This window comes from Streptomyces sp. NPDC006294 (genome assembly GCF_042870895.1).
Lineage (GTDB): Bacteria > Actinomycetota > Actinomycetes > Streptomycetales > Streptomycetaceae > Streptomyces.
The window spans coordinates 224,360-243,648 of sequence record NZ_JBIAHV010000004.1 but is presented as its reverse complement, the minus strand read 5'-3'; the positions used below and the strand labels follow the sequence as shown (position 1 = coordinate 243,648).

The window sequence follows — 19,289 nt, the reverse complement described above, 5'->3', positions numbered from 1 at the left end:
GTTTTCGGCCATCCGCCGACGTGTTAACAGAAGATCACATCGCTACGACGGGTGGCGTGTTCCGCACCATGAATGCGGACACACCACCCGTCGTCGTCACTGATTTCGTTACGTGCGGATCTCAACCCCCGGACATGACCGAAACTTTTCTCCCCGATGTCCGCAATCACCGGTGGATTGATTGGGCTTGAACGGTCCTCATCAAGATCTGACATGCACCCGTAATCTCCCCGCGGTGGCCAAGAACGGCCCCTCCCACAACCCCCCGCGAGGAGACGTAATGCGCGCGCTTGTCCGCATATCCCCCCGGCTGCGCCACCGTGCAGTCGGTACGGCGATCATGGCCGGAACCCTGGCCCTCGCTCCGCTCTCCGCCCCCGGCAGCGTCGCCTCCCCCAAGGCGACCGTCTCGGCCGCCTCCGCCTCCGCCGAGGAGTGCGCGGAGGACACCCACGCGAGCGCCGCGGCACGTGAGTCGCGCCCCGGCGCCGGCCAAGCCCACGAGCCGAACGAGATCTCCGAGACCAAGGCCAGGGCCATGGACGCGGACCTGAAGAAGAGACTGGACGCCGCCCGTACGAGCGGGAACGCCCTCTCGGCCGCCGTCTCGACCACGATCCCGGTCTACTTCCACGTCATCCACGACGGCGCGACCGGCAAGCTCACCACCACCCAGGTCAACAGCCAGATGGCCGTCCTGAACTCCGCCTTCGCGGGCCAGGGCACCGGCAACACGGACTCCGGCTTCCAGTTCACCCTGGCCGGAACCGACTACACGGACAACGCCTCCTGGTACAACCTCAGCTCTGGCTCCACCGCCGAGAAGGAGATGAAGTCCACCCTCCGCCAGGGCGGCGCCAACGCGCTGAACTTCTACACCGCCAACCTCGGCGGCGGGCTGCTCGGCTGGGCGACCTTCCCGTCCTCGTACAACTCCAGCCCGGACATGGACGGCGTCGTCGTCCTCGACGCCTCGCTGCCCGGCGGCTCCGCCACCAACTACGACGAGGGCGACACCGCCACCCACGAGGTCGGCCACTGGATGGGGCTGTACCACACCTTCCAGGGCGGCTGTAACGGCAAGGGCGACTACGTCTCCGACACCCCGGCCGAGAAGAGCCCGGCCTACGCCTGCCCGACCGGCAGCGACACCTGCAAGCGGGACGCCGGCGTCGACCCCATCCACAACTTCATGGACTACACGTACGACGCCTGCATGTACCAGTTCACCTCCGGCCAGGTGCAGCGGATGCAGGACCACTGGACCGCCTACCGCGCCTGACCCGACCGACCGGTTCCGCCCGGCGTGCGCCCCGCGTGCGCCGGGCGGAACCGCCGCGTCCGGCCCCGGCCGCCGCGTCCTGGACCGCCTCGGCCGCCCTCGCCGTCGTCTCAGAGCGTGTCGAGGAACCCGAGGGCCGCGCGCCAGGTCTGCTCGGCCGACGGCTCGTCGTAGTCCGGCAGATCCGGGTCCGTGAACAGATGCCCGGCCCCCGGATAGCGGTGGACCTCCACATCGGCGCCCGCCCGCTGCATCTGCAGATACCAGCTGTTCAGCCAGTCCTCGGTCTCGAAGGGGTCGGGACTGGCCACATGCAGCTGTACGGGCAGGCCGTCCACGCTCGTCCCCTCCGCGATGTCGGAGGTGCCGTGCAGAAGCAGCAGCCCGCGCGCCTTCTCGTCACCGAGCGCCACATTCTGCGCGAGCGCCCCGCCGAGCGAGAACCCCGCGTACACCAGCCCCTGGTCGGAGTGGGGGGCGGCGGCGTGGATCGCCCGCCGCAGCAGCTCCTCCGTACCGATCCTCTCCTTGAGCTGCCGGCCTTCCTCGACGGTCTCTGCGGTTTGTCCTTCGAACAGGTCGGGCACGCGAACCTCGTGCCCGGCGGCACGCAGCCGTTCCGCGGCCGCGTGCACCGCCGGGCGAAGACCGAAGGCCGAATGGAAAAGGATGATGTCCATCCGGATATCCTGCCAGCCGCCTTCGCCACCAGGAGTCAGGAAGACATGGAGAACGTACTGCGGCCGCTGGCCGTCATCGGCGGAGCCGTCGTGCTCGCACTGGCCTTCGGCTGGGCCGTCGACCGGCTGCTGCGCCGCATCGACGAACGCCATCCGGAGACACCGCTCTGGGACATGCTGCGCAGCTGCCGGCTGCCGTTCCAGATAGTGCTCCTCGGAGCGGTGCTGCGCGGCGTGTACCGCGAGACGTACTGGCCGCTCGTCGAACGGCACGCGGCGGGCATCGGCCATGTGCTGTCGCTGGTCCTGATCGGCGCGAGCGCCTGGCTGGTGACGCGGATCGTCTCCGCCGTCGTCGAGTCGTCGTACACCCGCTACGCCGCCTCCAACCAGGACGCCGCGCGGGTCCGCCGGGTGCGGACCCAGATCACGCTGATCATGCGCATCGTCACGGCGATCGTCGCGGTGGTGGCGGTCGCGGCGATGCTGCTGACGTTCCCGGCCATGGAGAAGTTCGGCGCCTCGATGCTGGCCTCCGCGGGAATCATCGGCATCGTCGCCGGTGTCGCCGCCCAGTCCACGCTCGGCAACCTCTTCGCCGGATTCCAGATCGCCTTCGGCGACATGGTGCGGATCGGCGACACGGTGGTCGTGGACGGCGAGTGGGGTGTGATCGAGGAGGTCACGCTCACGTTCCTCGCGGTGCGGACCTGGGACGAGCGCCGCATCACGATGCCTGTGTCGTATTTCACCAGCAAGCCGTTCGAGAACTGGTCCCGCGGCGGCGCCCAGATGACCGGCACGGTCTACTTCCAGCTGGACCACTCGGCTCCGGTCGCGCTGATGCGCGAGAAGCTCCAGGAGATCCTGCACGGCTGCAAGTCCTGGGACGGCAGGGACTGGAGCCTGGCCGTGACGGACACCACACCCAGCACGATCGAGGTGCGGGCCGTCATGACCGCGAAGGACGCCAACGAAATCTGGACGGCGCGGTGCGCGGTGCGCGAGCAGATGATCGCCTGGCTGGGCGAGAAGCACCCGTACGCACTGCCGCGGATCTCGACGGCGGCGGCGGCGCTGCCGTCGGCGGGCCAGTGGCCGAAGCAGTCTCCGCCGCCGCGGGCGGAGGAGATCCACAGCAACAACGCGTGCGACTACGTCCCGGACGCGGAAGAGACCCCGCGCACGGGCCGCGGCTGACGGGGGTGCGCCTGCGGCGGGCTCGTCCCTCCCGGCCCCTCCCCGCTGTACCGGATGTGCGGCTCCGCCGCGTGGCGGGGCAGGCCCCGGACCCCGTACCGCGCTCGGCGCGGTGTCCTCAAACGCCGGCCGGGCTGGATTTCGCTCCGCGACATCAGCCTCGCCGGGGGCACTCCCCCTACGCCTGGCGGCGTGGGAGGCACCCCCACCCACGGCCGCCAGGCCGTAGGGGGAGTTCGAGGCGCGGGGGTCCGGGGGCGGAGCCCCCGGTTACGGGAAGGGCGCGGAGGGGAACTTGCCCGCCGCCGGCGGCGCGCGTCGTCAGGGAGACGTGAGGGTACGGCGCATCGCCAGGTGTGGCATCCCCGCGTCCAAGAACTCCGCCCCGTACGCCTCGTACCCCAGCCGCTCGTAAAACCCCAGCGCATGCGTCTGCGCGTGCAGCTCCACCACCGCCAGACCCCGCCGGTGCCCCGCGTCCTCGAGCGCACGGACCAGGGCGGCGCCCACGCCGAGGCCGCGGGCGGCCGCCCGCACCGCGAGGCGGCCGAGTGCGCCGACCGTGAGGTCGCCGCCGGTCCTGGTGATCGCCGACGCGCCGTGCAGCAACCGGCCGGTGCCGAGCGCGACACCGTCCGCGCCGACCGCGAGGACGTGGATCGTGTCCGCGCCCTCCGCGTCGTAGGCGTCGTACTCGATGTCCTCCGGCACCTGCTGCTCCGCGACGAAGACGGCCTTGCGGACCGCGAAGCACGCCTCCCGGTCGGCAGCGCCGGCGGCGACCCGCACGCTGTACCGCAGCGTCACTGGCTCTCCGCCTCGATCCGGTCCAGCGCCTGCTGGAGGTCCTCCGGGTACGTGCTCTCGAACTCGACCCACCGGCCGTCCGACGGGTGCTCGAAGCCGAGACGCACCGCGTGCAGCCACTGCCGGGTCAGACCGAGCCGCTTCGCCATCGTCGGGTCCGCGCCGTAGGTCAGGTCCCCCACACAGGGGTGGCGGTGCGCCGCCATGTGCACCCGGATCTGGTGGGTGCGGCCGGTCTCCAGCTTGATGTCGAGCAGCGACGCCGCGCGGAACGCCTCGATCAGGTCGTAGTGCGTCACCGACGGCTTGCCCTCCGCTGTGACCGCCCACTTGTAGTCGAGGGTGGGGTGCCGGCCGATGGGCGCGTCGATGGTGCCGCTCAGCGGGTCGGGGTGGCCCTGCACCAGCGCGTGGTAGCGCTTGTCGACGACCCGGTCGCGGAACTGCTGCTTCAGCAGGGTGTAGGCGCGCTCCGACTTGGCGACGACCATCAGCCCGGACGTGCCGACGTCGAGCCGGTGCACGATGCCCTGGCGCTCGGAGGCGCCCGACGTGGAGATGCGGTACCCGGCGGCCGCGAGGCCGCCGATGACGGTGGTGCCGGTCCAGCCCGGGCTCGGATGCGCGGCCACGCCGACCGGCTTGGCGATCACGACGATGTCGTCGTCGTCGTGCACGATCTCCATGCCCTCGACCGGCTCCGCCACGACCTGCACCGGCGCGGGCGCCTGCGGCATCTCGACCTCGAGCCAGGCGCCGCCGTGCACCCGTTCCGATTTGCCGACGACCGAGCCGTCGACCTGCACCTTCCCGGCAGCGGCCAGCTCGGCCGCCTTCGTACGGGAGAACCCGAACATCCGGGAGATGGCGGCGTCCACACGCTCGCCCTCCAGGCCGTCGGGTACGGGCAGGGCGCGGACCTCGGGAATCGTACTCACCCGTCGAGTATGCCTTGTCAGTCCTTGTGGACTGTCCCGTCGGGGTCCAGCCCCTTGAAGGAGAGCAGCACAATGAGGACGCCGCCGCACACGATCGCGGAGTCGGCCAGGTTGAACACGGCGAAGTGCGCGGGCGCGATGAAGTCCACGACCGCGCCCTCGAAGACGCCGGGCGACCGGAAGATCCGGTCGGTCAGATTGCCGAGCGCCCCGCCCAGCAGCAGACCGAGGGCGACCGCCCAGGGTCCGCTGTAGAGCTTGCGCGCCAGCCGCACGATCACGACGATCACGGTCGCCGCGATGAGGGTGAAGATGACGGTGAAGGCCTCGCCCATGCCGAACGCGGCGCCCGGGTTCCGTACCGCCTCGAGCTTCAGCCAGTCGCCGATGATCTCGATCGGCTCGTGGTGCTCCAGCTTGGCCACCACGAGCAGCTTGCTGCCGAGGTCGAGCAGATAGGCGACGAGCGCCACCACGAACAGCACGGCGATCTTGCGCTTGCCCTTCGGCGGCTCGGCGGGCGCCGCTGCCTCGTCGTCAACATCTGGCGTACCGATGATGCGCTCCGCCTCTGCCACGTGAGTCCCTCAACCTAGGATTTCGACTGAGGACGAGGGTACGGCACAGCCTCTGGGGATCAGCCCCTGCGTTCCTGCTTCTGCTTGCACTCGACGCACAGCGTGGCCCGGGGGAACGCCTGCATCCTGGCCTTGCCGATCGCCTTGCCGCAGCTCTCGCAGAGGCCGTACGTCCCGGTGTCGAGCCGCTGCAGCGCACGCTCGGTCTGCTCCAGCATCTCGCGGCCGTTGGCCGCGAGCGCCATCTCGTGCTCGCGCGTGATGTTCTTGGCGCCGGTGTCGGCCTCGTCGTCGCCGGCGCCGTCGCCGGAGTCCCGCATCAGCCCGGCGAGGGCCGCCTCGGAAGAGGTGATCTCCGCGTTCAGCCGGGCCGCCTCGCCCTCGAGTCCGGCCCACGCCTCGTCGACCTCCTCCTGGGTCCACGGGTCCTCACCGGGCCGTACCGCCAGCTCACCCGGCGGCGTCGTGGCCGCCGTACGGGCCGTGGGCACCGCCACCGCGCTCCCGCCCGCGTCTGATGCCCTACCCGCGGTCTTCTTCGCTGCCACCGTCCTGGCTCCCGTCTGCTCGGCGGCCTCGGCCGCCCCCTCGGCCTGCTTCGCGGCGACCGCCTTGTCGACGGCCTCCTTGGTGACCGGCCCGGGCGCCGCGTCGGCGTCCGCGCCGGCCTTTTCCGCAGCCCTGGGGGCCGCATCGCTCTGCTTCTTGCTCTCGGCCGTGGTCTTCGTTGCCGTGCTGCTCTTCTTGGCCGCCGTGGTCTTCCTGGTGGCCGTGGTCTTCTTGGTGGCCGCCGCCGTCTTCCTGGCCGTGGTCTGCGTGGGCGTCGTCCTCTCGGCCGTGCTCTCCTCGGTCGCCGCGCTCGCGGCCGGGGCCTTCTTCGCCGGAGCCTTCTTCGCCGACGGCTCCTTCGCCGGCGTCTTCCTGGCCGCGCCCGTGCCTCCTGCCGTCTTCTTCGCGGCCTTCCGGGGCCCGGTCGCCCTCTCGTCGGGCGTCCCGGTTTCCGCCCCCGCGGCGGCGGAACGCGCTGACGCCGTCTTGTCGGCGGTCTTCTTCGCCACCATGGCCGCGGCCCCTTCACATTTTGTGATCTTGCTCGCGAATCGTGCTGGGACGATAAATCGACACCAGCCCCGCGGCAACGGGGCACGCCGCCGGTTCCGCCCGTCCCGGGCCGCGAGAAGTCAAGCCTGCATCCGTTGTGCCCAGCTCCCCGCCGGGTAATCCGCCCCGCGCGACGTGCCATGCCCTGTGACGAGCCGCGTGGCCATTCGGGTCAACCGCGCCGCCGCGGAAAAGGGGGCGGCCGGTCCTCGTAGGGGCCCGTACACTGGGCGCAGCGAAAGGCGTGGATGGGGACGAGTAGCGTCGTACGCGGCCATGAGCGACCCGGGGACGGTGAGAGCCCGGGGGCCAGCGCGGCGTGAAGCATCACCCCGGAGCCGCCGGAAGAAAGCCGCGGGCACCTCCCGCGGCCGGTAGAACCGGCTTCGCGACCCCAATGAGGGGGCGGCGCCCTGTGCGCCGCCAAGGAGGGTGGTACCGCGGGAGCCGGCCGCACAGCATCGGCGCTCTCGTCCCTCCGACGGAAGAGAAGCTGTCCGCCGGAGGAGTTCGTACATGACACCCCCCCAGTACCGTCAGGTGCCGGCCCAGGTCGATCTGCCCGCGCTCGAGCACGCCGTGCTCGACTTCTGGCGCGAGAGCAAGATCTTCGCCAAGACCCTCGAGCAGTCGGAGGGCCGCCCCGAGTGGGTGTTCTACGAGGGCCCGCCCACGGCGAACGGCATGCCCGGCGCCCACCACATCGAGGCCCGCGTCTTCAAGGACGTCTTCCCCCGCTTCCGCACCATGCGCGGCTACCACGTGGGCCGCAAGGCCGGCTGGGACTGCCACGGCCTGCCGGTCGAGCTGGCCGTCGAGAAGGAGCTCGGCTTCGCCGGCAAGAAGGACATCGAGGCGTACGGCATCGCCGAGTTCAACGCCAAGTGCCGAGAGTCGGTGACCCGGCACACGGACGCGTTCGCCGAGCTGACGACCCGCATGGGCTACTGGGTCGACCTCGACGACGCGTACCGCACCATGGACCCGGACTACGTCCAGTCGGTGTGGTGGTCGCTGAAGGAGATCTTCAACAAGGGCCTGCTGGTCCAGGACCACCGCGTCGCCCCCTGGTGCCCGCGCTGCGGCACCGGCCTGTCCGACCACGAGCTGGCGCAGGGCTACGAGACGGTCGTCGACCCCTCGGTCTTCGTGCGCTTCCCGCTGACCTCCGGCCCCCTCGCGGGCGAGGCGGCGCTGCTGGTGTGGACGACGACGCCGTGGACGCTGGTGTCCAATACGGCGGTCGCCGCGCACCCCGACGTCACGTACGTGGTGGCGACGGACGGCGAGGAGAAGCTGGTCGTCGCGGAACCGCTGCTGGAGAAGGCGCTCGGCGAGGGCTGGGAGGCCACCGGCACGACCTTCACGGGCGCGGAGATGGAGCGCTGGACGTATCAGCGCCCGTTCGAGCTGGTGGAGTTCCCGAGCGTCAGCGAGGGAACCAATGAGAACGGTCCCGCGCCCGCGCACTACGTGGTCAACGCCGACTACGTCACGACCGAGGACGGTACGGGTCTGGTCCACCAGTCCCCCGCGTTCGGTGAGGACGACCTCAAGGTCTGCCGCGCCTACGGTCTGCCGGTCGTGAACCCGGTCCGCCCCGACGGCACCTTCGAGGAGGACGTGCCGCTGGTCGGCGGCGTCTTCTTCAAGAAGGCCGACGAGGCGCTCACGGCGGACCTCCAGACCCGCGGTCTGCTCTTCAAGCACATCCCGTACGAGCACAGCTACCCGCACTGCTGGCGCTGCCACACGGCGCTGCTCTACTACGCGCAGCCGTCGTGGTACATCCGCACCACCGCCGTGAAGGACCGGCTGCTCGCGGAGAACGAGGCGACCAACTGGTTCCCGGACTCGGTGAAGCAGGGCCGGTTCGGCGACTGGCTGAACAACAACATCGACTGGGCGCTGTCCCGCAACCGCTACTGGGGCACGCCGCTGCCGATCTGGCGCTGCGAGGACGACCACCTGACCTGCGTCGGCTCGCTCGCCGAGCTGTCGGAGCTGACGGGCGCCGACCAGTCCGGCCTGGACCCGCACCGCCCGTTCATCGACGAGGTCACCTTCGACTGCCCGCACGAGGGCTGCGGCCACACCGCGGCGCGCGTGCCGGAGGTCATCGACGCCTGGTACGACTCGGGTTCGATGCCGTTCGCGCAGTGGGGCTACCCGTACAAGAACAAGGAGATCTTCGAGAAGCGCTACCCGGCGCAGTTCATCTCGGAGGCGATCGACCAGACCCGCGGCTGGTTCTACACGCTGATGGCCGTCGGCACGCTGGTCTTCGACAAGTCGTCGTACGAGAACGTGGTCTGCCTCGGGCACATCCTCGCCGAGGACGGCCGCAAGATGTCCAAGCACCTGGGCAACATCCTGCAGCCGATCCCGCTGATGGACCAGCACGGCGCGGACGCGGTCCGCTGGTTCATGGCGGCCGGCGGGTCGCCGTGGGCGGCGCGGCGCGTGGGCCACGGCACGATCCAGGAAGTGGTGCGCAAGACCCTCCTCACGTACTGGAACACGGTCGCCTTCCAGGCCCTGTACGCCCGTACCTCGGGCTGGTCCCCCTCCGCCGCCGACCCTGCCCCGGCCGAGCGCACGGTGCTGGACCGCTGGCTGCTCTCCGAGCTGCACGCGCTGGTCGACCAGGTCACGCAGGCCATGGAGGCGTACGACACCCAGCGCGCCGGCAAGCTGCTCTCCGCGTTCGTCGACGACCTGTCGAACTGGTACGTGCGCCGCTCGCGCCGCCGGTTCTGGCAGGGCGACGCGGCGGCGCTGCGGACGCTGCACGACGTGGTCGAGACGATCACGCGGCTGATGGCGCCGCTGACGCCGTTCATCACCGAGCGGGTCTGGCAGGACCTGGTCGTGCCGGTGGCGCCGGACGCGCCGGAGTCGGTGCACCTGGCCTCGTGGCCGGAGGCCGACCTCGACACCGTCGACCCGGTCCTCTCCTCCCAGATGGCGCTGGTGCGCCGGCTGGTCGAGCTGGGCCGTGCGACGCGTGCCGAGTCCGGCGTGAAGACCCGGCAGCCGCTGTCGCGGGCGCTGGTGGCGGCGACCGGCTTCCCCACGCTCTCCGAGGAGTTGCGGGCGCAGATCACGGAGGAGCTGAACGTCTCCTCGCTGGCGTCCCTGTCGGACGTCGGCGGCTCGCTGGTGGACACCACGGCCAAGGCCAACTTCCGGGCGCTGGGCAAGCGGTTCGGCAAGGGCGTCCAGGACGTGGCCAAGGCGGTCGCCGCCGCGGACGCGGCGGCGCTGTCCCTGGCCCTGCGTTCCGGCGAGGCGTCGGTGGAGGTCAACGGCGAGACGGTGACCCTCTCCCCGGAGGAGGTCATCATCACGGAGACCCCGCGGGAGGGCTGGTCGGTCGCCTCCGACTCGGGCGCGACGGTCGCCCTCGACCTGGAGATCACGCCGGAGCTGCGGCGGGCGGGCCTGGCGCGCGACGCGATCCGCCTCATCCAGGAGGCGCGCAAGAACAGCGGCCTGGACGTCGCGGACCGCATCGCCCTGCGCTGGTCCTCCGACGACCCCGAGGTCACCTCGGCGCTCTCGGACCACGCGTCGCTGATCGCGGACGAGGTGCTGGCGACGGACTTCGGGGGCGGGGACGCGGACGCGTCGTACGGTGCCCCGTTCACGGACGAAGGGCTGTCGCTGACGTTCCGCCTGCGCAAGGCGTAACACGCGGCAGGCGTACCCCGGGCCCGGCCAACCTCTTGGCCGGGCCCGGCGGCGTTCCGGGGGGCCGCAGGCGCCACCGCACCCGCGCACGCAAAAGGCCGGGCCCGGGACGTGTGAACACGTCCCGGGCCCGGCCCCGCTGTCTGCCGACGGCTAGGCGCGCTGTGCGCGCAGCGCGGTCAGTTGTCGTCCTCGTCGATCAGGAAGCCGCGCATCGGCGAAGGCGCCTGCTGCATCGGCTGCGGCGCCTGCGGCCGCACCGGTGCCATCGGCTGGGTCATCGCCGGGGACATCTGCTGCTGGCCGCCGTAGGACGGGCCGCCCTGCGAGGGGCCGCCGTGGCCGCCCATCGTCTGGCCGCCGTAGGACGGGGCGCTCGCGCCGGCCGGAGCCATCGAAGGCGCCGGGGACGGCGGCAGCGACGCGGCCGCCGGGGAGCGCGGCGGAGCCAGGGAGTCGTCCGCCTGGGTCTCCAGCTGACGCAGCTGGCTCTCCAGGTAGGACTTCAGCCGGGTCCGGTACTCGCGCTCGAAGCCCCGCAGGTCCTCGACCTTGCGCTCCAGCGTGGCGCGCGCGGACTCGAGGGAGCCCATCGCGACGCGGTGCTTCTCCTGGGCGTCCCGCTCGAGGGCGTCGGCCTTGGCGCGGGCGTCCCGCTCCAGGCCCTCGGCGCGCGAACGCGCCTCGCCGACGATCTTGTTGGCCTCGGAACGGGCCTCCGCGATCGCCTGGTCCGCGGTCTGCTGGGCAAGCGACAGGACGCGCGCGGCGCTGTCACCGCCGGGACCCTGACCCATCGGGCCGGGACCCTGCGGGCCGCCGTGACCGCCCATGGGGCCGCCCATCGGGCCACCCATGGGTCCGCCCTGCATCTGACCGCCGGGGCCCATCTGACCGTGGCCCTGCTGGCCTCCGTGGCTGGGACCGGCCGGCAGCTGAGGAGCACCACCGGGCAGCTGGGGGGGACCCATCTGCGGGGGCTGCTGCTGGACCGGCGGTCCCGATATGGCGGCGGGCACCGGGGCGCCGGGTCCGCCCGGGCCACGGCCGTCCTGGGGCTCCGGAGGTTTACGCATTCCCTGCTGTTGCTGCTGCTGTTGCTGATTCTGTGCGGCCGCACGGGTCGCCGCGGCCAGCTTCGCGCGCAGGTCCTCGTTCTCACGGAGCAGACGGGTCAGCTCGGACTCGACCTCGTCGAGGAAGGCATCGACCTCGTCCTCGTCATAGCCTTCTCGGAGGCGGACGGTCGTGAACTGCTTGTTCCGCACGTCCTCGGGAGTCAGCGGCATCTCTTCTTCACCTCTACGTAGTCGTCGGCAGTCGGCAGGACCGTATCGCTCACATCGAGTTCCCCACTCCACGAACGATGGAGATCAGGATGTAGACGATGATCATCAGAACGAAGAAGGACAGGTCGAGTGCCACGCCCCCGAGACGCAACGGCGGGATGAATCGCCGCAGAAGCTTGAGCGGTGGATCGGTGACAGTGTAGGTGGCCTCCAGAACGACCACCATCGCCTTGCCGGGTTGCCATGAACGCGCGAACTGGAAGACGTAGTCCATGACGAGCCGGAAGATCAGGACGACAAGGAAGCACATCAGAGCGATGTAGACCACCTGTAGTGCGACGCTCATCCCGCGCTTCCCTCTCCCCTGGATCCCATCTCAGCCGGCCCTTCGGCCGGGTCGTTCCCCGGTGTCTTTCTCAGCTCTGGTTGAAGAACCCGCCCTCTGCGATGCGGGCCTTGTCTTCCGCCGTGACATCGACGTTAGCAGGCGACAACAGGAACACCTTCTGCGTCACGCGCTCAATGCTGCCATGCAGACCGAAGACGAGTCCCGCGGCAAAGTCGACAAGTCGCTTCGCGTCCGTGTCGTCCATCTCCGTGAGATTCATGATCACGGGGGTGCCTTCGCGGAAGTGTTCCCCGATGGTACGGGCCTCGTTGTAGGTCCTCGGATGCAGCGTGGTGATGCGGTAGGGCTCCCGCTCGGACACGACCTTGGGCATGATCACGGGTGCGTTCTTCTCCATGCTCGGGCGTTCAGGTGTGATGGATGCCACGGGGGCGATTCGCGCCGGACGACCACTGTCGACCGGGAGGGCGACGGGCTCGCGCTGTGCGGGCGGCGCCGTCACCCGCACCGGCTCCTCGCGCTCCACCTGACGGGGGGGCTGGTGCCGCCGGTGCTCACGCTCGGGCTCCGGCTCGGGTTCGAAGTCGTCATCGGGGTCGAAGCCCCGGCCGTCGTACCCATCGTCCTCCACGAGGCCGAGGTAGACCGCCATCTTGCGCATCGCGCCGGCCATTCTCTGAGTCCTCCGCTCTGTGGTGGATCGGCATGCGTCACCAAGTGCCCGCGATCCACTCGGCCTGCCCGCTATGGGCGGGAATGACCATATTTTCTACTGTGGTCCGACTTGCTTCGCGACGTTACCCGAGCCGGGGTCGGACTCCGAGTACCGCCGTACCGACGCGCACATGTGTCGCTCCCGCCGCCACGGCCTCCTCGAGGTCCGCACTCATCCCTGCTGACACCATGTTCGCAGCCGGATGGGTCGCGCGCAGTACGGATGACAATTCCATCAGCCGCTCGAACGCCGCCTGTTGCCGTCCCGCGTACGGTCCGGCGAGCGGAGCGACGGTCATCAGCCCGTCGAGCCGCAGTCCCGGTGCGTCCGCCACGGCCGCGGCCAACTCCTCGATCCTGTCCGGCGCCACGCCGCCCCGGTCCCCCTGCCGGCCGGACTCGGCGTCGAGCGCGACCTGGATCAGACAGCCGAGCTCCCGCTCCGCGCGTACCGCGGCGGCGGAGAGGGCGGAAACGAGCTTCAGCCGGTCGACGGACTGCACCACATCGGCATAACTCGCGACAGAACGTACTTTGTTGGTCTGCAACTGACCGACGAAATGCCAGTGAATTCTCAGATCCGCGCACGCGGCGGCCTTGGGAGCCGCGTCCTGGTCACGGTTCTCCGCCACATGACGTACACCGAGTTCATGGAGAATCCGCACATCGCTCGCCGGGTAGGTCTTGGTGACCACGATGAGGGTCACCTCCTCCCGTTCGCGGCCGGCTGCCGCGCAGGCCGAGGCGATACGTTCCTCCACCGCCGCCAGATTTCCGGCGAGTTCGGTTCTGCGGTCGGTCATGGGGTTTCCCGGTCCTCCAGCCAGACGTATCCGGCGAGCCTCCCCGTCGTGCGGTCACGGCGGTACGAGTAGTGGTCACGCGATTCGAGGGTGCAGACCGCCGACTTCCGCCGGTCGCGTACCCCGAGCGCCGCGAGCTGGGCGTGCACCCCGGCCGTGACGTCGACGGCCGGAGTCCCCCAGCTCGTCTCCGACCAGGCGGCGGGCTCCACCGCGGCCACTTCGGACCGCATCTGCTCGGGGACTTCGTAGCAGCGACCGCAAACGGCCGGTCCCGTACGGGCGATGATGCGTTCCGGCGCCGCGCCCAGCTCGCGCATCGCCTCGACGACGGCGGGCACCACGCCCGCGACCATTCCGGGGCGGCCCGCGTGTGCCGCGCCGACCACCGAGGCGACGGGGTCGGCGAGCAGGACCGGGGTGCAGTCGGCGGTGAGCACGGCCAGCGCGAGGCCGCGCCGCGTGGTGACCAGGGCGTCGACCCGGGGCGCCGCGCCGTCCCCCCACGGCCCGTCGACCCGGGCGACGTCCTTGCCGTGCACCTGGTTCATCCACACGACCCGGTCCGGGGCGAGGCCGAGCGACTTGGCGGCGAGCGCCCGGTTGGCGAGCACCGCGGCCGGGTCGTCGCCGACGGCGCCGCCGAGGTTGAGCTCCTCGTACGGAACGGCGCTCACCCCGCCCCACCTGTCGGTGAAGGCGAAGTGCGCGCCGCTCTCGTCTATCGCGTCGGGCTGCACTGTCACTTCAGGAAGTCCGGGACATCCAGTTCTTCCGCCTGGCTGTCCGGGTACGGACGGGCCGGCGGGACCTGGGCCGGGCCGGAGGACGGGCCGAGGTCGCTCGCGACCGGGGCCGGCTCGGCGGGAGCGGCGGGCTCCTCGCGTACGGGTACGGTGCCGAGGCCGCCGGCGGGACGGGGGCCGTCGGCGGGACGGGACGGGCCGGAGGGCTGCTCCTCGCGCTTGGCCGACGTGGAGCCGATCACGTTCTCCCGGCGGGCCGGCGGCTGGCCGCCGTCGAAGCCGGCCGCGATGACCGTGACCCGCACCTCGTCGCCGAGCGCGTCGTCGATGACGGCGCCGAAGATGATGTTCGCCTCGGGGTGGGCGGCCTCGCTGACGAGCTGCGCGGCTTCGTTGATCTCGAACAGGCCGAGGTCGCTGCCGCCGGAGATGGAGAGCAGCACACCGCGGGCGCCGTCGATGGACGCCTCGAGCAGCGGCGAGGAGATCGCCATCTCCGCCGCGGCCACCGCGCGGTCGTCGCCGCGGGCCGAACCGATGCCCATGAGGGCGGAGCCGGCCTCGGACATCACCGACTTGACGTCGGCGAAGTCGAGGTTGATCAGACCGGGGGTGGTGATGAGGTCGGTGATGCCCTGGACGCCCGACAGCAGGACCTGGTCCGCGGACTTGAACGCGTCCAGCACGCTGACCTGGCGGTCCGAGATGGACAGCAGCCGGTCGTTGGGGATGACGATGAGGGTGTCGACCTCTTCGCGGAGCTCGGCGATGCCGTCCTCCGCCTGGTTGGCGCGCCGGCGGCCCTCGAAGGTGAACGGGCGGGTGACCACACCGATCGTCAGGGCGCCCAGCGAGCGGGCGATGTTGGCGACGACGGGTGCGCCGCCGGTACCGGTGCCGCCGCCTTCACCGGCGGTGACGAAGACCATGTCGGCCCCCTTGAGGACCTCCTCGATCTCCTCGCGGTGGTCCTCTGCCGCCTTGCGACCGACTGCCGGATTGGCTCCGGCTCCGAGGCCTCGGGTGAGTTCGCGGCCGACGTCGAGTTTGACGTCGGCGTCGCTCATCAACAGCGCCTGGGCGTCCGTGTTGATAGCGATGAACTCGACGCCCTTGAGACCGACCTCGATCATTCGGTTGATGGCATTGACACCACCGCCGCCGACACCGATGACCTTGATGACTGCGAGGTAGTTCTGCGGTGCTGCCACGTCGAAGGCCTCTCGCCTCGAGTTACGTGTCGCCGCTTCGCGGGGCCGCGGTGCGACGACTGATGTCGAATGGGGACGGCCCGACAAGCCGACTGCCGACCCGAACCCTAACGCTGAAGTTTAGGGTTACCAGTATGTCTGTTCCCTGGACTCTTCCGAACAGGACACTAAGTCGACAAGTGGCGCACGTTCAACGAACACGCCGAACCTCCCGTTTTTCTTTTCACCCTATGTGATCACGCACAGCCATGACCAACCAGGGTGCTGGCCAGCGCAGATGCGCGTCAACTCCCTGACGCGGCAGGGGCGCTGGGTGCGCTGACATCGAAGTACTCGGCTTTCGGAGCTGCTTTCATGAGCGCTTCGAGCGCGCGGGCCTTCGCTTCACCCCCCTCCGAGCTGCCCCACACCACGGTGCGATTGCCGCTCAACTCCAGGGAGATGTAGTCGTACGAGACTACTTTCACACTCTTCAGGTCGGCGGCCGCTTTCGCGGGAAGTCCGCGTCTGACCCGGACCGCCTCTCCGACCAGCCGGTCCGCGCCGAATCGCTTCAGACTCGGCGAACCGTCAACTTCCAGACGCAGCAGGGGAACACCTTTCGGCGCTTCGGCGACTGTGGCGAATCGGACACCGTCCGCGTCCACTTCGACAAACTTTGCGCCCTTTTCCAGCAACAGGACCGGCTTTCGTTCGGTCACGACCAGTTCGATCCCGTCCGGCCACGAACGCTCGGCCTCCACGGAGTCGATACGGGGCAGCGCCCGCCGCAGCCTGGCCTCGATGGCGTCCGTGTCGACCGAGACGAGGGGTGCGCCGATCGGCACCCGCGCGGCGGCCTCCACCTGGGCGGGGGTGAGCACTTCGGTGCCGGTGGTCCCCACGTGTTCGGTGCGCAGCCAGGAGGAGCCGTAGAGCAGCCAGAGGACGCCGGTCACGAGGAGGAGCGCGCCGACGGCGCTCAGCAGGAAGCGGGGGCCGGGCCGGCGGAAGCGGCCGGAGGGCGCGCCCTCGCGGGACGGACGGCCCTTGCCGTCCGCCCCGTTCGAGCCGTCCGGTCCGCCAGAGGGGCCCGGCGCACTGCGTTTCGCGGTGGTCGGTCCGGCCACGCTCCCTGCCTTCTCACGCCTTGCGGCGTGCAGCAATCGCCTCGTACACCATGCCGACGAGCAGGTCGTCGGCGTCCCTGCGGCCGAACTCGGCGGCCGCGCGCGACATCTCGTACAGCCGGTGCGGATCTGCGAGCACCGGAAGGACGTTGCCCTGGACCCACTCGGGAGTCAGTTCGGCGTCGTCGACCAGCAGTCCGCCGCCGGCCTTCACCACCGGCTGGGCGTTGAGCCGCTGTTCGCCGTTGCCGATCGGCAGCGGGACGTAGGCGGCAGGCAGGCCCACGGCGGAGAGTTCGGCGACGGTCATCGCACCCGCGCGGCAGAGCATCATGTCGGCCGCGGCGTACGCGAGATCCATCCGGTCCACGTACGGTACCGGCACATAGGGCGGCATCCCGGGCATGTTGTCCACGCGCGGCATTTCATTCTTCGGTCCGACCGCGTGCAGGATCTGGATGCCGGAGCGCTGGAGCACCGGAGCGATCTGCTCGATGACCTCGTTGAGCCGGCGGGCGCCCTGCGAACCGCCGGAGACCAGCAGCGTCGGCAGATTGGGGTCGAGACCGAAGGCCGCACGCGCCTCGGGGCGGACCCTGGCGCGGTCGAGCGTCGCGATGGTGTGGCGCAGCGGGATGCCGATGTAGCGGGCGCCGCGCAGCTTGCTGTCGGGCGTGGCGACGGCCACGCCGGCGGCGTAGCGGGAGCCGATCTTGTTGGCGAGGCCGGGGCGGGCGTTGGCCTCGTGGATGACGATCGGCACGCCGAGGCGCTTGGCGGCGAGGTAGCCGGGCAGTGCGACGTAACCGCCGAAACCGACGACACAGTCCGCCTTCGTGCGCTCGATGATCTGCTCGGCGGCCTTGATGGTGCCGCGCAGCCGCCCGGGGACGGTGATCAGCTCCGGGGTGGGCTTGCGTGGCAGCGGAACGGCGGGGATGAGCGCCAGCTCGTAGCCGCGCTCCGGCACGAGCCTGGTCTCGAGTCCGCGCTCCGTGCCGAGGGCTGTGATGCCCACGGCCGGGTCCTGCCTCCGCAGGGCGTCCGCGAGGGCGAGCGCGGGCTCGATGTGGCCGGCGGTCCCCCCGCCGGCGAGTACGACATGCACCGAAATTCACCGCTCTCCGGACGGACGCTTCTTGACGCGCCGTCTCATCGTCTTCCATCTCACCCCGGGCCTCCGCACGGCCAGGGCCGCCTTCGCCGCGGGTTCCTCTCGCGCGAAGGCGATCAGCAGTCCGACGGCGAACATCGTCGGCAGCAGGGCGGACCCTCCGTAGGAGAACAGCGGCAGCGGGACGCCGGCGATCGGCAGCAGACCGAGCACCGCACCGATGTTGACCACGGCCTGCGCCGTGATCCACGTGGTGACGCCTCCCGCCGCATACCTCACGAAGGGGTCCTCCGTGCGTCCGGCGACGCGGATACCCGCATAGCCTAGAGCCGCGAACAGAGCGAGTACCGACAGCGTCCCCGCCAGGCCCAGTTCCTCCCCGGCGATGGCGAAGATGAAGTCGGTGTGCGGTTCGGGCAGTTGGCCCCATTTTTCCACACTTGCACCGAGGCCGGAACCAAACCATCCGCCAGAGGCAAGAGCATAGATGCCGTGCACGGCCTGCCAGCACTCGCCTTCCGGACCGAGGTCGATCGCACCGATGCACTCGAGCCGGGACATGCGGTTCTCGTTGGTCCTGATCAGCATCAGCCCGACGAACCCGGCGACGCAGAGCACCCCGGCGAAGAGCCGGGTGGGCGCTCCCGCGAGCCAGAGCAGACCGAACAGGATTGCGGTCAGGATGATCGCGGTGCCCATGTCGCCGCCGAGCATGATCAGGCCGAGGAGGAGGAAGGCGACGGGCACGAGCGGGACCAGCAGGTGCTTCCACTGGGTCAGCAGTCGCCGGTCCTGCTTGCGGGCCAGCAGGTCGGCGCCCCACAGGATCAGGGCGAGCTTGCCGAACTCACTGGGCTGGAGCTGGAAGGGGCCGCCGAGATAGATCCAGTTCTGGTTTCCGTTGACCGCGTGCCCTATCCCGGGGACCTGGACCAGCACCATCAGGAAGACGGTGATCATCAGCAGCGGATACGACAGGGCCCGGTGCAGCTTGGCGGGCATACGGGAGGCGATCAGCAGGAGTACGGTGCCGATGACGGCGGCGACGAACTGCTTCTGGAAGAAGTAGGAAGCGGGGAGCGAGTACTCCAGCGCCTGGATCATCGACGCGGAGTAGACCATGACGAGGCCGAGGACCGTGATGAGCAGGCTGCTGCCGAGGATCAGGTAGTAGGCGGTCAGCGGCCGGTCCCAGGCCCTGCGCGCCTGCTCGTACAGCCGCCGCGGCCCCCTCGGACCGGCGGCCCCGGACGTCCGCGGCGCCCGTGGCCCGCCGCCCCGCACCCCGGGCGCCCGCCGCGTCTCGCCGCCGACGCGGCTGCGCAGCGCGAGCCCGGCGGGCCCGGCCGCGCCGGTGAGTGGGGGTACGGCGCCGGCGAGCGCGGGCAGCGGCCCTGCGGGTGCGAGCCCGGCGACCGACACCCGCACGGCGCGCAGCGCACCCCGCCCGACGCGGGCGCCCGTCCGGTCCGCCCACCGGCCAAGGGCCCGCGACCGGCGGGCCCCTCTCGGCGCGGCCGAGGCCCGGCGCGCCACAGGAGCGCCGACGGCATCGAGCGCCACGGCGTCCGAGCCCGCAGTGGCGGGCCCGGCGACCGGCGAGGAAGCCCGGCGGACGCCCTGGGCGTGCGGCATGACGGAGCCGGCGGCGGGCGGGGCCGGCGGCAGCGGAGAC

General features: G+C 70.7%; 17 protein-coding genes. 3 read left to right on the top strand and 14 right to left on the bottom strand.

Annotated features, from left to right (window positions below; translation table 11 throughout):
* The first annotated feature begins 280 nt into the window (after positions 1-280).
* Positions 281-1,282: a zinc metalloprotease gene (locus ACFYOP_RS08975; protein ID WP_356892029.1), complete on the top strand. Its 1,002-nt coding sequence runs from the start codon at positions 281-283 to the stop codon at positions 1,280-1,282.
* A gap of 110 nt (positions 1,283-1,392) precedes the next feature.
* On the opposite strand, the gene ACFYOP_RS08970 is transcribed toward ACFYOP_RS08975, so the two are convergent.
* A complete protein-coding gene (locus ACFYOP_RS08970) occupies positions 1,393-1,962 on the bottom strand; it encodes a dienelactone hydrolase family protein (RefSeq protein ID WP_356892031.1) in 570 nt (189 codons plus the stop codon).
* Between the two features lie 45 nt (positions 1,963-2,007).
* On the opposite strand from ACFYOP_RS08970, the gene ACFYOP_RS08965 reads away from it, so the two are divergent.
* Positions 2,008-3,162 (top strand): mechanosensitive ion channel domain-containing protein, encoded by a 1,155-nt coding sequence (locus tag ACFYOP_RS08965; protein WP_356892033.1) that lies wholly within the window; start codon positions 2,008-2,010, stop codon positions 3,160-3,162.
* 321 nt (positions 3,163-3,483) lie between these two features.
* Here ACFYOP_RS08965 and ACFYOP_RS08960 read toward each other — a convergent pair whose 3' ends face one another.
* The 4 genes from ACFYOP_RS08960 to ACFYOP_RS08945 are packed head-to-tail and all read right to left on the bottom strand — an operon-like array spanning position 3,484 to position 6,546.
* On the bottom strand, positions 3,484-3,969 hold the full coding sequence (locus tag ACFYOP_RS08960) for a GNAT family N-acetyltransferase (protein ID WP_356892035.1): 486 nt from the start codon (positions 3,967-3,969) through the stop codon (positions 3,484-3,486).
* Positions 3,966-4,907, bottom strand: coding sequence for an RluA family pseudouridine synthase (locus ACFYOP_RS08955; RefSeq protein WP_356892037.1), 942 nt, complete (start codon positions 4,905-4,907; stop codon positions 3,966-3,968). The genes ACFYOP_RS08960 and ACFYOP_RS08955 overlap by 4 nt, the downstream gene beginning before the upstream one ends.
* A 17-nt stretch (positions 4,908-4,924) precedes the next feature.
* Positions 4,925-5,485, bottom strand: coding sequence for a signal peptidase II (gene lspA / locus ACFYOP_RS08950; protein ID WP_356892039.1), 561 nt, complete (start codon positions 5,483-5,485; stop codon positions 4,925-4,927).
* Between the two features lie 59 nt (positions 5,486-5,544).
* Positions 5,545-6,546: a TraR/DksA family transcriptional regulator gene (locus ACFYOP_RS08945; protein ID WP_356892041.1), complete on the bottom strand. Its 1,002-nt coding sequence runs from the start codon at positions 6,544-6,546 to the stop codon at positions 5,545-5,547.
* A gap of 556 nt (positions 6,547-7,102) precedes the next feature.
* On the opposite strand from ACFYOP_RS08945, the gene ileS reads away from it, so the two are divergent.
* Complete coding sequence (ileS, locus tag ACFYOP_RS08940) at positions 7,103-10,279, top strand: isoleucine--tRNA ligase (RefSeq protein WP_356892043.1); 3,177 nt, start codon at positions 7,103-7,105, stop codon at positions 10,277-10,279.
* 179 nt (positions 10,280-10,458) lie between these two features.
* Here ileS and ACFYOP_RS08935 read toward each other — a convergent pair whose 3' ends face one another.
* From ACFYOP_RS08935 to ftsW, 9 genes are all read right to left on the bottom strand, one after another.
* Positions 10,459-11,568 (bottom strand): DivIVA domain-containing protein, encoded by a 1,110-nt coding sequence (locus ACFYOP_RS08935; RefSeq protein ID WP_356892045.1) that lies wholly within the window; start codon positions 11,566-11,568, stop codon positions 10,459-10,461.
* A gap of 49 nt (positions 11,569-11,617) precedes the next feature.
* On the bottom strand, positions 11,618-11,914 hold the full coding sequence (locus ACFYOP_RS08930) for a YggT family protein (RefSeq protein WP_177148724.1): 297 nt from the start codon (positions 11,912-11,914) through the stop codon (positions 11,618-11,620).
* 70 nt (positions 11,915-11,984) lie between these two features.
* Complete coding sequence (locus ACFYOP_RS08925) at positions 11,985-12,590, bottom strand: cell division protein SepF (protein WP_356892047.1); 606 nt, start codon at positions 12,588-12,590, stop codon at positions 11,985-11,987.
* 124 nt (positions 12,591-12,714) lie between these two features.
* Positions 12,715-13,434: a YggS family pyridoxal phosphate-dependent enzyme gene (locus tag ACFYOP_RS08920; protein WP_356892049.1), complete on the bottom strand. Its 720-nt coding sequence runs from the start codon at positions 13,432-13,434 to the stop codon at positions 12,715-12,717.
* A complete protein-coding gene (gene pgeF / locus ACFYOP_RS08915) occupies positions 13,431-14,180 on the bottom strand; it encodes a peptidoglycan editing factor PgeF (protein ID WP_356892051.1) in 750 nt (249 codons plus the stop codon). Before pgeF ends, ACFYOP_RS08920 begins: the two co-directional genes overlap by 4 nt.
* Positions 14,177-15,391: a cell division protein FtsZ gene (ftsZ, locus tag ACFYOP_RS08910; RefSeq protein ID WP_356892053.1), complete on the bottom strand. Its 1,215-nt coding sequence runs from the start codon at positions 15,389-15,391 to the stop codon at positions 14,177-14,179. Before ftsZ ends, pgeF begins: the two co-directional genes overlap by 4 nt.
* A 284-nt stretch (positions 15,392-15,675) precedes the next feature.
* Positions 15,676-16,500 carry an FtsQ-type POTRA domain-containing protein gene (locus ACFYOP_RS08905; RefSeq protein WP_356892055.1) on the bottom strand — a complete coding sequence of 275 codons (825 nt, stop codon included), beginning with the start codon at positions 16,498-16,500 and terminating at the stop codon, positions 15,676-15,678.
* A gap of 13 nt (positions 16,501-16,513) precedes the next feature.
* Positions 16,514-17,608: an undecaprenyldiphospho-muramoylpentapeptide beta-N-acetylglucosaminyltransferase gene (gene murG, locus ACFYOP_RS08900; RefSeq protein ID WP_356892057.1), complete on the bottom strand. Its 1,095-nt coding sequence runs from the start codon at positions 17,606-17,608 to the stop codon at positions 16,514-16,516.
* A gap of 6 nt (positions 17,609-17,614) precedes the next feature.
* The gene (ftsW, locus tag ACFYOP_RS08895) at positions 17,615-19,003 is read right to left on the bottom strand and encodes a putative lipid II flippase FtsW (RefSeq protein WP_388451214.1); all 1,389 of its coding nucleotides are present in this window, start codon (positions 19,001-19,003) and stop codon (positions 17,615-17,617) included.
* Positions 19,004-19,289 lie beyond the last annotated feature (286 nt).